The sequence below is a fragment of the Schaalia sp. ORNL0103 genome (assembly GCF_019429565.1).
In the GTDB taxonomy this organism is placed as follows: domain Bacteria; phylum Actinomycetota; class Actinomycetes; order Actinomycetales; family Actinomycetaceae; genus Pauljensenia.
The window spans coordinates 161,730-176,958 of the sequence record NZ_JAHXSA010000002.1; the positions used below are offsets into that span (position 1 = coordinate 161,730).

Below are 15,229 nucleotides of genomic sequence, written 5' to 3' on the forward strand. Positions count from 1 at the left end.
CATGCTTCACCTTTGATATAGCCAGCCACGTCTAGCATCCCACTAAACACACATCAACCAACATGTGAGCACATTTGCCCCAACAGCGGGATTTCCAACAATTTGCGGCTCGGGCGTCAATCGCACCTATATACATCTTGAATCCATCTTGCTTTGACACAACGTATGCATCTTCACCGCGCATCGTGGTGCCCACTTCCCAGAACGCACACCGCAAACATACAGATAGACCGCCATTTTCAGCGCTTTTTCGATGAAGCCACCACCTCGCACACACGGCTCCCATGAGACCTCGCGACCCCTCGCGCGCATATGACAGGTTGATTGTCCCTCACATACACCGGGAGTAGTCTCTGCATTCATCGCAACACGGAAAGAATGGCCTTTCTTCGTGCGCGAGATCAGCAATTGTCATTCATAGGTGAGGCAAAAGCATCATGACCGAGAACAAGTATCTGGCAGACGGTCCCCTCGTCGTCGCAATCGACTCGTCGACGACGTCCACGAAGGCGATCGTCGTCGACGCAGAAGGAAACATCTGGCACACGGCGAAGCAGAACATTCAGCTGCACACCCCCGCAATGGACCAGTACGAGCACAACCCCATCCGCTGGTGGGAAACCAGCCGCGCGACCATCGGGGAAGTGCACTCCAAGCTCTCGCTGACGGACCGCAGCCGCATCGCAGCCATCGGCATCACCCACCAGCACGAATCATTCGCCCCCTTCGACAAGGAAGGCCGCCCGCTCCGAAACGGCATCCTATGGCTCGATGGCCGCGCCACCGAGCAGATCCGCCGCTACGGCAGCGAGCACATCCACGAGCTCTCCGGAAAGCCGGCCGGCGTCGCCGACCCCACCAGAAGTTCAGTCATGGGTCACTTGGCGTCCCCAGCGTCCCTCTCGAACCCAATCTGCCAAAAGCCCATATCGAGGAGCTTCATCTGGGGATAGATGAGGTCGTCAGTCCGCATTCCCCGCCGCGCTTCCTCGAGGCGGTCGTTGTGCTCCTCGTAGAAGTCCACGAGCTTGAGGACGGAATTCGGGCTGTATTCCTGCGTCGTCACCTTGTATGTCGCAACGCCATCCTGAAAGAACCTGTCGTACGCAGGCACGCACCCGAGCGTTCCCATGAGGATTTTCGTGACGAGAACCGGCGACACAGGAGTCGGAACCTCACGCCCTGCAACCTCATCGCGGATCGGCCGGAAATAATACTTGGCGATGTATTTGTTCAGATTCTCGAGCCTGTCCTGAATCTCAGACTCCCGCAGATCCGCGCACGCAAGCCCAAACAAGCAGTCATATTCGGGCTTCAGGACCTCCTCGACGATGGGCACAAGCACCTTGTAATCCTTCTGAAGGAGGAAGGACGAGCCCCGATACATCCCCCAGCTCGCCAGGTAGAAAGCGAGGTGCAGGCTCAAATAGTCGCAGTCCGGGGAGGGGTCGGTCCGCGCATCTCGAAACACGCGATAGCAATGCTCCCAGGAACGGGAGCGCCCATTCTCAATCGCGCGCGCTTCGTCGTAGAAAGTCTGCGCAGCACTAATCAACTCATCGATGGCTTCCATACTTTTCTCCTTGTGTCTCCACGGAAGGCCTCTCTTCCTCGAGAGCCGCATCCATTTCAGCGGTGCCTCTATGCGCGTTGATTCCGACGCCGGAGATCAACCGCCCGATTGGGTAGCCATACGACCGGGTTGCCCATGCCTCGTTGTTCCCCATGCATCGCCGAGCGACACCGCTTCATTTTTCGATAACCATACCGCACGGAGCCGGCACGACGAGGCCATTTGGAAAGTCCGCAACTCAGCATCGTCGGTTCCTGACGTTCCGGGAGCACCCTCGTGCCCACCTCTCACGACGAGGCCGGGGCCAGGCATGCACATCCGTGCGGTTCTGGGAATGTGGGTGGGAGGATTTGCGTGATGGTTGCGCAGCATTCTTGGTGTTTCGTGTCGGTTCTGCGCGTACCCTGATGGGGAAGGGCGCGCTCCCAAGGGTGGGGGCGCGTCGGAGGACACCTCACCGTGGAGGCACACACACCATGAAGGTCCCACCCCTATCCGAGCGACCCGTCACCGAGGAAGAAGAGCAAGCCTTCCTTGCCCCGCCGTCACGCCGCAAGAAGCGCCCCCTATCAGCCAGGAGAGCAGCACTACGCCCGTGGGCAATGGGTATCGGGCTCACCGTACTGGTTGCTGTGGCAGCTGTTGGTGCCTACAGGCTGGGCGCGGGCATCGCCTCGTGGAGCGAACACCCCAGCGCAGCCGCGACACCCACGGTACATCCAGCGCCCATGCCGTCGGCATCGAGCGAGCCCCCGATGTCAGGCGGTTACGCAATCGGCCCCGACGGAGTCCTCGTGCGCCCCGCCGAGTTCGCGGCAGACACGTACACGAAGCCCGAACTACCCGAAGAAGCCAAGGAAAACACCGAACGAGGCGCCGAAGCCGCGGCCGAACACTACCTCGCGCTGCTTGTTTACGCGTGGAACACCGGAGACACACAACCATTCGCGGACATGTCCTCCCCCACATCCAAGTTTGCATCGGATTATATCGCAGACATAACTAAACAATATACGAACGGATGGACCTACGGATTGGAATCCAATATCACGCACGTGCTTAGGGTGGAGCCAATAGAAGCAAATGGAAAAGATGTTCCCGAAGGATCGATTCTTGTCAAATTCAGAATCGAATCGAGCGACGGTGTAAGTTGCACAATGACGAAGTTAGACACCGCAAGCACCTCCTACGAGTCAACACTGACATTCATTATGACCTGGACAGATAACGGATGGGTCGAGACACAAGGAAGAGTCATTGGTGACAATGAAGGCTAAATTTGTATTCCCGAGTATTTCTATTCTCTTTGGAATGTTGTTTTCATTTTTGCTGACAACTGCACCTTCATATGCTGCAGACGAGCCTGACGGAAAAATGACAGCACATTCGGACGGATCAGATACAACGATTGCAACAGAAATCTCGAAAACAGAAACTGCACCTGGTGGTAGTTCCAACAACCATAAGCCCTCAGACGACATCCCAAGGCTTACTAACGATGCCACACCAAGCACTGATGCAGTGACATCCATGGCTGATCGGAATTGCGATGGCGAGAGACACGAAGGCGTTCAAGCAGACGGAACCACCACGCTGTATGCGTGTCGATCCATGTTTCCCAAAACCGGTGAAGCCGTATGGACACCTACAACGCGCGAGATCCTGTACTACGCGGCCACGACGATTCATGCCGACGGCGCAGGCCTCCACAAGCGGCCCGAAGGGGTCTCGTACACGAACAAGTACATCCCCACGCTCGTCGCAGCAACCCACCCCACGCAAACCCACACCGTCACGCTGCTGGGGCATGACATTACGGTCACCCTCACGGCCACGTCCTACACGTGGAGCTGGGGTGACGGGACCCCGGACTTGACCACGACCTCGCCGGGGATGCCTTGGCAAGAGGGTATGGATCCCAACACGGACCCCGCCCTGATCCGCCACTACTACAAGGCACCCAATGGGTGGAAGTCCTTCCTGGACGGCCCCTACCCCTCCGCCACGCGCACCATCACGCTCACCACCACCTGGGCGGGCACGGCCACCAACCCCTTCACCGGAGACACCCAGACCATTAATGGCCTGGTCACCACCACGGAAACGACCGGACCGTTCCCCCTCGGTCAACTCATCGTCAACAACACCGACACCGCAGAAGAAAAACAAGGCCACTAAACACACCGAGGCCCCAGCCCACCACCGTGGGCTGGGGCCTCAACATCAGTGTTTCACGTGAAACAATCACCGACGATCCACACAATCAGAAGTGAAACCGGGCTCGGATAGACGGGATCAAAGTCAGCCCCGCCAGCTCGCGCACGCAGGCGCCCCACGCTCAACCCCTCACCCCCGCCTCTCGCGCAGTGTCCGCGCGAGGAGGCCGTGCCTCGGCGCGAAGACCCAGGCGAGCACGAAGCACGCAGTCAGCACCAGGACGATCGTGGCCCCCGTGGGCACGTCCAGTGCCCACGACAGGTACAGGCCCACCAGGCCCCCGGAAGCACCCAGCACGGGCGACAGAATCATCATGGTCCCCAGGCGGTCGCACAGGAGCCGCGCGGTGGCCGCGGGGGTCACCAACAAAGCAAGCACCAGGACGTTGCCGATCGTCTGCACGGAGATCACCACGGCCAGGGCCACGGCGACATACAAAGACAGGTCAGCCAGCAGCACGTGCACGCCCGCCGCCCGAGCACTCTCGCGGTCCAGGGTCACCGCGACGATGGGTCGGTGCGCGAGGAACAGCATGAGCAGCACGAACAACGCGCCAGCCAGCACCACGGGCACATCCGACGCCGGGATACCCGTGATCGACCCGAACAGGAAGTCCTGCAGGCTCCCCGCGTACCCGGGCGCCCGCGCGATGATCGCGACGCCCAGCGCAAACGCGCCAACGAAGAGCACGCCGATGACGGAGTCCTCCTTGAGCCGCCGATTCTGCGCCAACAAGGCGACAAGCACGGCGGTCACGACGCCCGCGAGCGCGCCGCCCAGCACCAGGGACCCGCCGCACACGAAGGCGATCGCCAGGCCGGGGAACACGGAGTGCGCGACGGCGTCGCCGATGAACGCCATGCCGCGCAGGACGACATGCACGCCGACGCTGCCGCACACGAGCGCGGCGACGACCGCGATCAGCAGCGCGCGCGGCAGGAACGCCAGCGCGGGATTCGTCAGGTCGCGGAAGAAGTCGTAGGGGCTCAGGAAGTCCGCCGCCGGGACGAGGGCACGTCCGGCCGCGTGGATCACGGTGCTCATGCGCGCACTCCTAGGGCGTCGAGGATCGGGTTGTCGGGTCGCACGTCGAAGGCGCGGATCCACGGGTCGGCGTCCGCCAGCTCCTCGGGCCGCCCGGACGCGACGATCGTGCGCCGCAGCAGGTACAGGCGGTCACACCCGGCGCGCGCGCCGATGAGGTCGTGCGTGGTCATGAGGAGGGCCCGTCCGCCGTCCGCAAGGCTACGGAACAGGTCCATGAGCATCTCCTGCGTGGGCATGTCGAGGCCGGTGAAGGGCTCGTCGAGGAGCAGCACGGCGGGCCGGATCGCGAGGGCCCGGGCGACGAGGACGCGCTGGCGCTGGCCGCCGGACAGCTCGCCGATGGGACGCTTCGCGAGCTCGCGCATGCCCACGAGGGACAGGGCCTCCTCGACCGCGCGGAAGTGCGGGGTGCGCGCGCGCCCCAGCAGCCCGCGCCGCACGGTGACGGCCTGCAGGACGGCGTCGCGCACGCTGATCGGGAAGTCCCACGCGAACTCGTGCCGCTGCGGCACGTACCCGATCGCGCCGTCGGTCTCGACGCTGCCGCTGGAGGGGATGAGCCCCAGGATCGAGCGGATCAGCGTGGTCTTCCCGGCGCCGTTGGGTCCGATGAGGCCGACGAGCTCCCCGGCCTCAACCTCCAGGTCGACGCCCTCGAGGACGCTGCGCCCGCCCAGGGACGCGCCCAGTCCGGTGACGCGCAGCTGGCTCACTGCTCCCCTCCCCGATCGTCGAGGCCGGGGCCGCGCTCACCCGAGCCCTCACCGCGGGCGGTGGGTAGGGGCGCGAGGATGGAGTCGGCCTCGGCGATGGCGGCGGCCTGTTCGGCGCGGCTGCGGCGCGAGCGCGCGACGACGAGGGCGCCGATCACGAGGAGCGACAGGATGGCGACGGCGATGATCGCGAGGAAGGCCCAGTCGGGCAGCCCGCCCGACGCGGCACCCAAAGCGGAGGAAGAGGAACCGGCGGGGTCAGCGGCCCCGGAACCAGCGGGTGCGGCACCAGAGGAAGAAGCGGAGGAGGAAGCGGAAGCACCATCGGCGGGGGCAGCCGCGGGCGCAGCCATGGCCAGGGCCTCGGACGCGGAGGCGGCGTCACCGACGGCGAAGCGCAGGGTCGTGGAGGCGCTCACGGCCTCGCCGGCGGTGGTCGTGCCCAGGAAGGTCACGGTCGCCGTGTAGGTGCCGGGCGCGGAGAACGCCCAGTTGGCGTGCACGTGCGTGCCCGAGTCGATCCACACGTCGCCAGGCGCCGCGCCCGAGTCGGCGAGCAGGAGGGGCTTGCCGAAGGTGCCGGACTGCAGGAACAGCCACGCGCGGCCGGGGCCGGACACGGGGCCGACGCGCATGGTGAGGCCGCGGTCGATGGTGGCGGTGACGGCGGGGTCCTGCGTGTTCCAGCCGAGCCACACGACGCCCGGGTTCTGCGTCTGGGGAACGACGTACACGGGCTTGCCGGCGACGTCGGCCAGGAAGGGGTAGTCGTCGGAGTTGGGCGCGGTCATGATGGCCGCATCACCCACCCGCAGGACGGTCTGGTTGGGGTCGCGCCACACGGCGCCGCTCTCGGCGTCGTGGCGCAGGCCGGCCCGCCACTGCCCGTCGATCAGTCGGGGGCCGAGGTCGACGTGCCCAACGCTGATCTCGCTGGCCTCGTTCGACCACTCCTCGTGCGCGGCGACGCTCTGCGCGAGGTCGGGGTCGGGACTCGGGTCAGCAAAAGAAGAGGGCGCACCCGCGATGACGAGGAAGGCCGACATGATGAGGGCGAACACCGACATGCCGAGGCGGGGGATTTGCACCATTAGAGCTGCGACACGCCGACGACACGCCGTAGGGATACTTCTAGTGCTGCCATTCCCCCGGTGGGCGGCGACACCTGGACGTACGACGAGCTGAGATGCCCGCCCGCGGGACGGCAAGAAAGCGGGCGAGAAATCGCCACTCACACGTGCAGATTTAGGCCTCCGGCTAGCCCCGGGGGCGGCGGCGGGGCCTGGCCGGGCTTCGAGATCGACCACTCCGAGCGAAGCTCGCGTGTGGCGATCTCGCGGGCGGGCCGCCGCCACCGGGGTGCAGAGCCGGCGGCCGGCAGTCGGGCGAGAAGAGAAGGGTTTCATGGCATCTCCTTGCCGCCCAGGCAGCGTGCCAGTGAGCGGGCGTTGTGTTCCATCATGTCGATGTAGGTGGGGGCTTGGTCGTCGAGGGTGTCGCCGTACAGGGGGCAGATGTCCACGCCCGCGTCGGTGGCGGCGGTGCGCAGGGTGGAGCGGGTGCGCGCCAGGTTGGGCTCGAGGAACACCGCGGGGATCGAGGAGTCGGACAGGGTGGCCTGGAGCTTGATCCGGTCAGCGATGGAGGGTTCGACGCTGGGGTTGGGTGCGACGAATCCGGCGACGGTGAGCCCGTAGGCGTTCGCCAGGTACGCGTACGCGTCGTTGGTGGTGACGAGTTTGCGGCGCTCCTCGGGGATGGACGCGATGGTCGAGGCCACGGTGGCGTCGAGCTCGTCGAGGCGCGTCAGGTAGGCGGCTGCGTTGGCCCGGTAGGTGGCCTCGCCGTCGGGGTCGACGGAGATCAGCGAGTCGCGGATGACGCGCACGTACGCCTGGGCGTTGTGGACGTCGTGCCACAGGTGGGGGTCGATGTCGCCGTGGACGTGCTTGCCGAGGACGGCCTGGGGCAGCATGTAGACGTTCGCGCCGGGCTCGCCGATGAAGCGGAACGAGGCCTCCCCGGGGATCGTCGTGAGTGCGCGGGTGGGCACTTCGATGACGACCTGGTCGAGGTCGGTGCATTCCATGGTCGAGACGACGGCCGCTCCCGTGGTTCCGGCGCCCACGCAGGGGGCCGAGGCCTCGTCTCCACTGAGTGCTCCGGCGTCGGAGGCGAGTTCGACGCGCTTGGTGGTGAGGTTGACGGTGATGTCGGCGTGGCCGGCGGACAGGACGCGGCGGCCCTCACTGGCGGCGATCTCCTCGGGCGGGGTGCCGACGGCGAAGACGGCGGTGCCTTCCCCAACGCTGACGGGCGTGGCGCCGGGCGTGGTGCGCAGGTTGGCGCGGAAGTGGACGCGGTAGACGCCGGGGGCGGTGAATGCCCAGCTCATGTGCTGGTGGGCGTCGGCGGGCAGCTGCGCGGTGTCGGTGTCGTATCCGCCTGCGGCGTTGAAGCCGTCCGAGGTCGCGAAGGCGATTTCGGGCTGCCCGAACGACGTGGTGAGGTAGGCGGCGGCCTGGCCGGGCCCGTCGACGCCGGTGGTCGTCAGGTCGATCTGCGAGGCTCGGGTGGCCCCCATGTCGGCGCCGTCGCCCCACACGCGCATGCCGAGCCACGGGGTGTCGAGGGCGCGGTCTTCGACGAGGGGGAGGATGGTGGCGCCGTTCTTGGCGGCCTCCTCGGCGACGGAGACGGAGCGCGAGCCGGCGGGCAGGTTGGAGTCGAGGGCGCGGATGAGGGCGTGCTCCTCGAGCATGAGGTAGTTGGAGAAGGCGACGTCCGCGTATGCGACGTCGCGGATGGTGCGCAGGGAGGGCTCCCACGAGTGCGGGTCCGCCCCGTTGGGCACCATCTGCGTGACGTGGACGCGGTCTCCGGCGACGTTGCGCACGAGGTCGGCGAGGATGCCGGTCGTGGCGACGACGCGCAGTTCACCGTCGCTCGCGGGGTCGGGCGCGGGCGCGCACCCTGCCAGGGTCGCCGTGATCGCTAACGTCGAGGCAGCGAGCACACACCCACTCCCCCGCCACCCACGGAAGGGGAGGCGGGGGATGAAGGAGAGTCGGCCTCGTGAATGAGGGGTCACAGCGCCCGGCGCAGGTTGCGGCGACGTCCGATCGCACCCACCCACACGCAGGCCGCGCCCGTGAGCGCCCACGTGAGGGAGACGACGGTCAACGGGATGGTGTCGGCGCCGGTGGTGGCCAGGGAGAGGTCGCAGTCCTTGCCGGACGCGGTGCGGCCGACGACCTGGGAGACCATGGGTCGCCCGCTCGGGCCGGTCGCGCCCGTGGCGGTGAGGTCGCCGCCCGAGCCGAAGCCGCTGCCCGCGAGCGCCGCGCCGTTGGGGGTGACGCGCATGGTGATGGTCAGCGTGTAGGTGCCGGGCACGGTGAACACCCAGTTCTGGTGGGCGTGCGTGTTGGCGCCGAGTGTGTAGCCGGTGCCGGGGCCGTCGAAGACGTGCTCGCCGACGCCGGAGCCGAGCGCGCCCGCGTTGAAGACGGCGACGCGTCCGGGGCCTTCGACGGCGTCGAGGGTGAACTGGACGGGGCCGGTGGTGCCGGTGACGATCTCTTCGCGCTGGGAGTTCAGGCCCAGCCACGGCACGCCCGCGATCTGGGTGGAGGGGATCAGCCAGACGCTGGAGCCGGGGGTGGCGACGAAGCCGAGGTCGGCGGGCGCGGTGATGCGCGCGGCGTCACCGAGGGCGAAGGTCAGGGACGAGGGGTCAACCCACTGGGCGGGCTGGCTGCGGTCGTCCTTGACGCGGGCGACGAGGGTGCCGTTTTCGATGGCGGGGCCCAGGTCGAAGTGGCCGTCGGTGGCGTTGCCGGAGGCGCCGTCGCCGACGCTCACGGTCAGGGTCGTGCGCGCGGTGTTCGCGGGGGCGTTGTTCGAGGCCAGGGTGGCGGCCTCGGCCTCGGTGGCCTCGCGGGTGATGCGGGTGGCGACGCAGCGCTCACCGCCGGTCGTGCCCGAGGTGGTGTGCGCGCCCGAAGAGGGGGCGGGGTTCGCGCCGGTCGTCGTGCCGGTGTTTCCGGTGGTTCCCGTCGTGCCGGGCGCGGGGGCCGGGGCGCTGGGCGTTCCCGTGGCGCCGCCCACGCCCTGGTCCTGCGCGGCCTGGTTGTTCGTGGAGCTCACGGAGCCGGGGCCCACGCCGGGGGCGGGTGCGGGCTGGGCCTGGTCGGTCGAGGGGGCCGCTCCGGACTCGGCGAGGCACGAGGCCTCGTCCGCGACGTCGATCGTGTACGTGTGAGCCGCGGACTGGGCGTTGGCGGCGCCGGTGTTCCCGGGGGTCCACGCGCTGGCCTGGACGGTCAGCGTGTAGCGGCCGGCGCGTGTGAACAGCCAGTTGACGTGCTTGTGGGCGGCGTAAGGCTGGTCGATGTCGTCGCCGCCCGGCGCCAGGTCGAAGCTGCCGTCATTGGTGACCGCCTTGGTGCCCTCGGTGAAGCTGGAGGTGAAGGCGTAGATGCGGCCGTTCTCCGGGCCCGTGTAGGAGATGTGGAAGCGCGCGGCGTCGTAGCCGCCGGCCGTGACGCCCAGGGTGTCCCATCCGGGCCACAGGACGGTCGCCTGGTTGTCGCCGGACTGGCCGAGCAGGTAGGCGGCGGCGGGAGCGCCGGTCGCCTGGCTGACGGCGGCGGGGATCTGGGTGAGCGTGGACTTGTTGACGGCGAGGAGCGTCTGCTCGGGCTCGCGCATGACGCCGGAGCCCGTCGCGTCCTCCTTGATGCGCAGAGTGAGCGCGCCGGACGCGTCGGAGGTCAGGTCGAAGATGTCCGCGTGGCCGCGGTCCAGGGTGGCCGTGGTGCCGGCGGGGGCGGTGCGCATGACGGCGCAGGTGCTCACGGCGGCCTCGGACGAGGCCGTGGCTGCGTTCGCGGTGTCGGCCTCCTCGGTTGCCGCCACGTCCGTGGTGTCGGGGCCTGCGGTGGCCTCGTCGGCGGCGTGTGCCGCTCCGGGCACGAGGAAGGAGGTGGCCGCGAGGGCCATTGCGGCGAAAGCCCGGGCAGCTGCGCGGCCCGGGTTCCGGTACTTCGTGGGGTTCATGAGGGGGTCCTCTAGGTGCTTCGCACGTGTATATGAATGAGAATCGTTATCATTCTATGCCCGTGGCCCACGCCGCGCAAAGTTCTAGCACCCGAAATCCCTGATCGCGGCCCCCCTTCATGAGGGTCGACCTCAAATGTGGCCAGACAATGCGGCCAGACAATGGGGCCAAGAGCTCTGATGACGCCCCAAAGCCTCGGGGACCACGACTCTCCCCCTCAAATTCACATGCAATACACCTCCCCTAAATTTCGCACGTAATTCCCTCACTACTTTTTCAAACTTTGAATTCAGATCGTTGGAATTCCGCGGTTTTCTCACCATTGCTCATTTGTCTGACCCCCAAATTACGTGCGAAATTGATGGCGAGCTTCAGTAGCCAACGGTCGACGAACTCGTACGAACCGACATTAAATTTTTAGAAATTTCGCGATCTGTGGGTAAGCACTGTCGACACAACACACGAATTGTGACGGCGTGCGCACGTTTGTGCAGATGGTGTGCACGCGGCCACTTTGCTTTGCAATTGCTTGGTTTTTGATGCGATCTAAATTACTGGCCGAACGGTTGATTGAGCGTTTTGGGAGGGATAAACTATAACCATCAAGCGCCTGACAAAGCTGCCAAGCTGGTCTGGCGCTTTTCTTGTTTGAAACGCAGGGTCGCGCCGACGCTACCTGCGTTGGCACACTCCTCGTTACAGACCGGGTGATCCTCGGCCTCGTCAAGCAGGGAATCAACACACAATACGATCCCACAAGGAGTTCACTCATGTTCTCGACCATCGACGTCATGGTTGCCCAGGCCCACATCGATCAGCTGAACGAGCTCGCCGACACCAAGCACCTGGTGAAGGCCGACCGCCACTGAGCGAATTCCGGCCACGCCGGAGTTCCACGCAAGTCCGCAGACCCGCAGGGGCTGCGGACTTTTTGCATACCCTCACGGGCACGGCCGCGGTGCCGGTGGGCGGTGGCGGGGCCTGGCCGGGCACACCAGAACCACAGGGACCGCCGGTGTGGAGGGCGCCGGAGGGTCCGGAGGGCACGGGCGGGCTTCGAGGCACGGCGCCGAGCGGAGCGAGGTTGCCTAGCCTCGCGGGCGGCCGGGGCCTCCGGCGCCCGGAACACCCGTGGGACCACAAGCAACAACAGCAGGAAGGCCGCCGCCCACGGGCACACGAAGCAGCCCGGCCCCACGGCCGGGCCATTCGGCGCCCGGAACACGAGCGCCACCACAACCAATGTTTCACGTGAAACATCTGCCCAACCACCGGCCCCGTTACCCCGTATGGCCAGGAAAGTGGCACACTTGACCTATACGGTTCTACGTAACTTCATGCAAAGGATGGCATGCCTTGACTCAGCCTTCGACCAACGGCGGCACCCCGGCCTCGTCCGGGCGCACGCCCGCGCAGGGAAACCGCCTCGACCCCTGGTACGACGTCTACGCGGACCGCGCACACAACCTGCGCGCATCCGAGATTCGAGCTCTGTTCTCGGTCGTGTCGCGCCCCGAGGTCGTCTCCCTCGCCGGTGGCATGCCGAACCTCAAGGATCTGCCCCTCGATAAGCTCGCGGCATCCGCGGAGAAGCTGGTCCGCAACCACGGCGCGCAGGCCATGCAGTACGGCAGCGGCCAGGGCTGGGAGGTGCTGCGCGAACGCATCACCGAGGTCATGGGCTACGACGGCATCGTCGGCGCCGACCCGGACGACGTCGTGGTCACGACGGGCAGCCAGCAGGCCCTCGACCTCGTCACGGAGCTCTTCGTGAACCCCGGCGACGTCATCCTCGCCGAGGCCCCCTCCTACGTGGGCGCGCTGGGCGTGTTCCGCGCGCGCCAGGCAGACATCGTGCACGTCCCCATGGACGAGCACGGCATCATTCCCGAGGCCCTGGTGGAGACGATCCGCGACGTGCGCGCTTCGGGCCGCACGATCAAGTTCATCTACATCATCCCGAACTACCACAACCCCGCGGGCGTGACGCTGTCCGCCGAACGCCGCCCGATCATCGCTGAGATCTGCCTGCGCGAGCACGTCCTGATCGTCGAGGACAACCCCTACGGCCTGCTCGGCTTCCTCAACGATCCCCTGCCGGCCATCGCCTCGTACAGCCCCGAGGGTGTCGTCTACCTGGGTTCCTTCTCGAAGATGTTTGCTCCCGGCTTCCGCATCGGCTGGGCGTACGCGCCGCACGCGATCCGCGCGAAGCTGGTCCTGGCCCTCGAGTCCGCGATCCTGTGCCCGTCGATGGTGGGCCAGATGGCGATCGCCGACTACCTGAGCAACTACGACTGGTACGGCCAGGTCAAGTCCTTCCGCTCGATGTACGCGGAGCGCTGCCGCGCGATGCTCACTTCGCTCGAGGAGTACATGCCCTCGTGCACGTGGACGGTTCCCGACGGAGGCTTCTACACGTGGGTGACGCTGCCCGAGGGCCTCGATGCGAAGGCCATGCTGCCGCGCGCTGTGCGCGCTCAGGTCGCCTACGTGTCGGGCACCGCGTTCTACTACGACGGCTCGGGCTCCAACCACCTGCGCCTGTCCTTCTGCTACCCCACCCCCGAGGACATCCGCGAGGGCGTGCGCCGCCTCTCGACGGTCGTCAACGCGGAAAAGGAACTCGTCGACATGTTCGGCGCTGCCTCCGGCGACGAGGCCGGGGCCGGGTCGGATCGTTAAGTTACGTAAGGAGAATCCCCTATGGCTACGAAGGTTTTGATCATCGCCGGCGGTCTGACGCACGAGCGTGATGTGTCGGTTCGTTCGGGCCGTCGCGTCGCGAACATCCTGACGCAGTTCGGCTACGACGTGCGTATTTCCGACGTCGACGCGTCTCTTGCTGACGCCATCTCGTCCTTCTCCCCCGATGTCGTGTGGCCGCTCGTGCACGGCTCAATCGGCGAGGACGGGTCCCTGCAGTCATTCCTGGAATCGGTGGGAATCCCCTTCGTGGGCTCGTCGTCGGTGCAGGCGATGCTCGCCTCGAACAAGCCCACGGCAAAGGCTCTGCTGGGCTCTGCGGGCCTCGCGACGCCCGGCTGGGTAACGCTTCCGCAGGCAATTTTCCGCCAGCTGGGCGCCTCTCACGTGCTGTCTGCTCTCGAGGGTTCTGTGTCCTTCCCCGTCGTCATCAAGCCGACGGACGGCGGCTCGGCGCTCGGTATTTCGACCGCTCAGGACGCTAAGGCCCTGCGCCGTGCGATGGTTGATGCCTTCGCCTACGGACAGCGCCTGATGGTCGAGCAGCGCATTAACGGCCGCGACGTAGCCGTCTCCGTTGTCGATCTGTGGGACGGACCTGTGGCCCTTCCCCCGGTCGAGGTGTCCACGGACCGTGGCCGCTACGACTACGACGCCCGCTACACCACGGACGAAACCGAGTACTTCGTTCCGGCCCGCCTTTCCGATGAGCTTCTCGCGGACCTGCAGGCCGCAGCCGTTGAGGCCCACACGACGCTGGGCCTGCGCGACCTGTCTCGCATGGATTTCGTGGTCGACGACGAGGGCACCTGTTGGTTCATCGACGCGAATGTTGCCCCGGGCATGACCGACACGTCGCTCCTCCCCCAGGCCGCTGACGCTCTTGAGGACTCGTCCTTCGCGCAGCTGTGCGCTGACATCGTCGACTTTGTGGCCGGCGGCCGCGACGTGCACAGCGTCGACTACGTCATCGACGAGGAAGGCACCGGCGTTATCATCTCCGAGGACGCCGAGGCAACCGAGGAGTAATCACTCATTCAACGCACTGTGGGTCCGGGAGGATGATCCTCCCGGACCCACATGTTTCACGTGAAACATTGTCCGTTGTTAATGCATACGCCGCGACTGACGATACTCACACGCGATGAGTAATCCTGACAACATGACGCGAACGCACAATCAGAGCAAAATTCCGTTCTCTGTACGCCTCTGTGTCGTTTTCACGTTTCCGATGGAAACGCAAATTCGCCGACGCAGAGCCTCTCAGAAAAGCACTCCAAGCTCTTTCAAACGCGTTTCGGCGTCCTCGGCGCCCTTCCAGACGATGCCCTTCACGCCAAGGAGCTCGGCCGCGCGGACGTTCTCGCGACGGTCGTCGATGAAGACGACATCCTCGTGGGGCACGTCGAGACGCACGAGTACGTCACGGTAGATGCCGCGCGACGGCTTGCAGATACCGTAGTCGCACGAGAAGGCAAAGAAGTCGAAGAGGCTTCCCCACTCCGAGCGACGAATGGCCTTCGCAATAGGATATGGCGCGTTGGACAGAATGCCGACGCGTACTGCCTGTCGGCGGAGCCGCCGCACGAGATCGAGAGTTCCTGCGTTTGCCGTCCCGATGCGTGACGCATCAAGCGCAACGAGCTCCTTCAGAAGGGCGCCGGACGGCTCGGGCTGACCGCAATCTCCAGCGATACGGTCCCAAAATTCACGGTCGGACATGCCGGCGTCATACTCACCGCGATGGGTCCACATCGCTTGATCGACGAGAGTCGTGAGACCTCGGGAGCCGTCACCGAACAACTCGGCGATAGTATGCGGGTCTGGGTGAGCATCCACGAGGACGCCACCGACATCGAAAAGCACGGTGCGCGAACTGCCTTGGGCGTTCATGCCTTTCGCTCCTTCTAG

Annotated in this window: 12 protein-coding genes; 5 read left to right on the plus strand and 7 right to left on the minus strand. The window is 65.8% G+C overall.

Translation table 11 applies throughout. The features are described from left to right. Nucleotides 1-437: 437 nt before the first annotated feature. Nucleotides 438-953 (plus strand): FGGY family carbohydrate kinase, encoded by a 516-nt coding sequence (locus tag JJJ16_RS07950; RefSeq protein ID WP_219752121.1) that lies wholly within the window; start codon nucleotides 438-440, stop codon nucleotides 951-953. Here the strand turns inward: JJJ16_RS07950 and JJJ16_RS07955 are convergent. Then, nucleotides 878-1,573: a hypothetical protein gene (locus JJJ16_RS07955; protein ID WP_219752122.1), complete on the minus strand. Its 696-nt coding sequence runs from the start codon at nucleotides 1,571-1,573 to the stop codon at nucleotides 878-880. The two genes, JJJ16_RS07950 and JJJ16_RS07955, sit on opposite strands and share 76 nt — an antisense overlap. A 476-nt stretch (nucleotides 1,574-2,049) precedes the next feature. Between JJJ16_RS07955 and JJJ16_RS07960 the strand changes: the two genes are divergently transcribed. Together JJJ16_RS07960 and JJJ16_RS07965 are read left to right on the plus strand one after the other, a co-directional pair. Beyond that, on the plus strand, nucleotides 2,050-2,850 hold the full coding sequence (locus tag JJJ16_RS07960) for a DUF6318 family protein (protein ID WP_219752123.1): 801 nt from the start codon (nucleotides 2,050-2,052) through the stop codon (nucleotides 2,848-2,850). 334 nt (nucleotides 2,851-3,184) lie between these two features. Further along, entirely contained in the window at nucleotides 3,185-3,751 is a 567-nt protein-coding gene (locus JJJ16_RS07965) for a hypothetical protein (RefSeq protein ID WP_219752124.1), read from the plus strand. Between the two features lie 168 nt (nucleotides 3,752-3,919). Here the strand turns inward: JJJ16_RS07965 and JJJ16_RS07970 are convergent, their stop codons facing one another. From JJJ16_RS07970 to JJJ16_RS07990, 5 genes are all read right to left on the minus strand, one after another. Next, a complete protein-coding gene (locus JJJ16_RS07970; protein WP_219752125.1) occupies nucleotides 3,920-4,834 on the minus strand; it encodes an anchored repeat-type ABC transporter permease subunit in 915 nt (304 codons plus the stop codon). After that, on the minus strand, nucleotides 4,831-5,550 hold the full coding sequence (locus tag JJJ16_RS07975; RefSeq protein WP_219752126.1) for an anchored repeat-type ABC transporter ATP-binding subunit: 720 nt from the start codon (nucleotides 5,548-5,550) through the stop codon (nucleotides 4,831-4,833). Before JJJ16_RS07975 ends, JJJ16_RS07970 begins: the two co-directional genes overlap by 4 nt. Beyond that, nucleotides 5,547-6,641 carry a TIGR03773 family transporter-associated surface protein gene (locus JJJ16_RS07980; RefSeq protein WP_225905239.1) on the minus strand — a complete coding sequence of 365 codons (1,095 nt, stop codon included), beginning with the start codon at nucleotides 6,639-6,641 and terminating at the stop codon, nucleotides 5,547-5,549. Before JJJ16_RS07980 ends, JJJ16_RS07975 begins: the two co-directional genes overlap by 4 nt. A gap of 311 nt (nucleotides 6,642-6,952) precedes the next feature. Continuing rightward, a complete protein-coding gene (locus JJJ16_RS07985) occupies nucleotides 6,953-8,566 on the minus strand; it encodes an anchored repeat ABC transporter, substrate-binding protein (RefSeq protein WP_219752127.1) in 1,614 nt (537 codons plus the stop codon). A 71-nt stretch (nucleotides 8,567-8,637) separates the two neighbouring features. Then, complete coding sequence (locus tag JJJ16_RS07990; protein ID WP_219752128.1) at nucleotides 8,638-10,611, minus strand: TIGR03773 family transporter-associated surface protein; 1,974 nt, start codon at nucleotides 10,609-10,611, stop codon at nucleotides 8,638-8,640. A gap of 1,357 nt (nucleotides 10,612-11,968) precedes the next feature. On the opposite strand from JJJ16_RS07990, the gene JJJ16_RS08000 reads away from it, so the two are divergent. Both JJJ16_RS08000 and JJJ16_RS08005 read left to right on the plus strand, forming a co-directional pair. Next, nucleotides 11,969-13,297 carry a PLP-dependent aminotransferase family protein gene (locus JJJ16_RS08000; protein WP_219752130.1) on the plus strand — a complete coding sequence of 443 codons (1,329 nt, stop codon included), beginning with the start codon at nucleotides 11,969-11,971 and terminating at the stop codon, nucleotides 13,295-13,297. Between the two features lie 21 nt (nucleotides 13,298-13,318). Further along, complete coding sequence (locus JJJ16_RS08005) at nucleotides 13,319-14,347, plus strand: D-alanine--D-alanine ligase (RefSeq protein ID WP_219752131.1); 1,029 nt, start codon at nucleotides 13,319-13,321, stop codon at nucleotides 14,345-14,347. 234 nt (nucleotides 14,348-14,581) lie between these two features. Here the strand turns inward: JJJ16_RS08005 and JJJ16_RS08010 are convergent, their stop codons facing one another. Then, entirely contained in the window at nucleotides 14,582-15,211 is a 630-nt protein-coding gene (locus JJJ16_RS08010) for an HAD family hydrolase (protein ID WP_219752132.1), read from the minus strand. Nucleotides 15,212-15,229 lie beyond the last annotated feature (18 nt).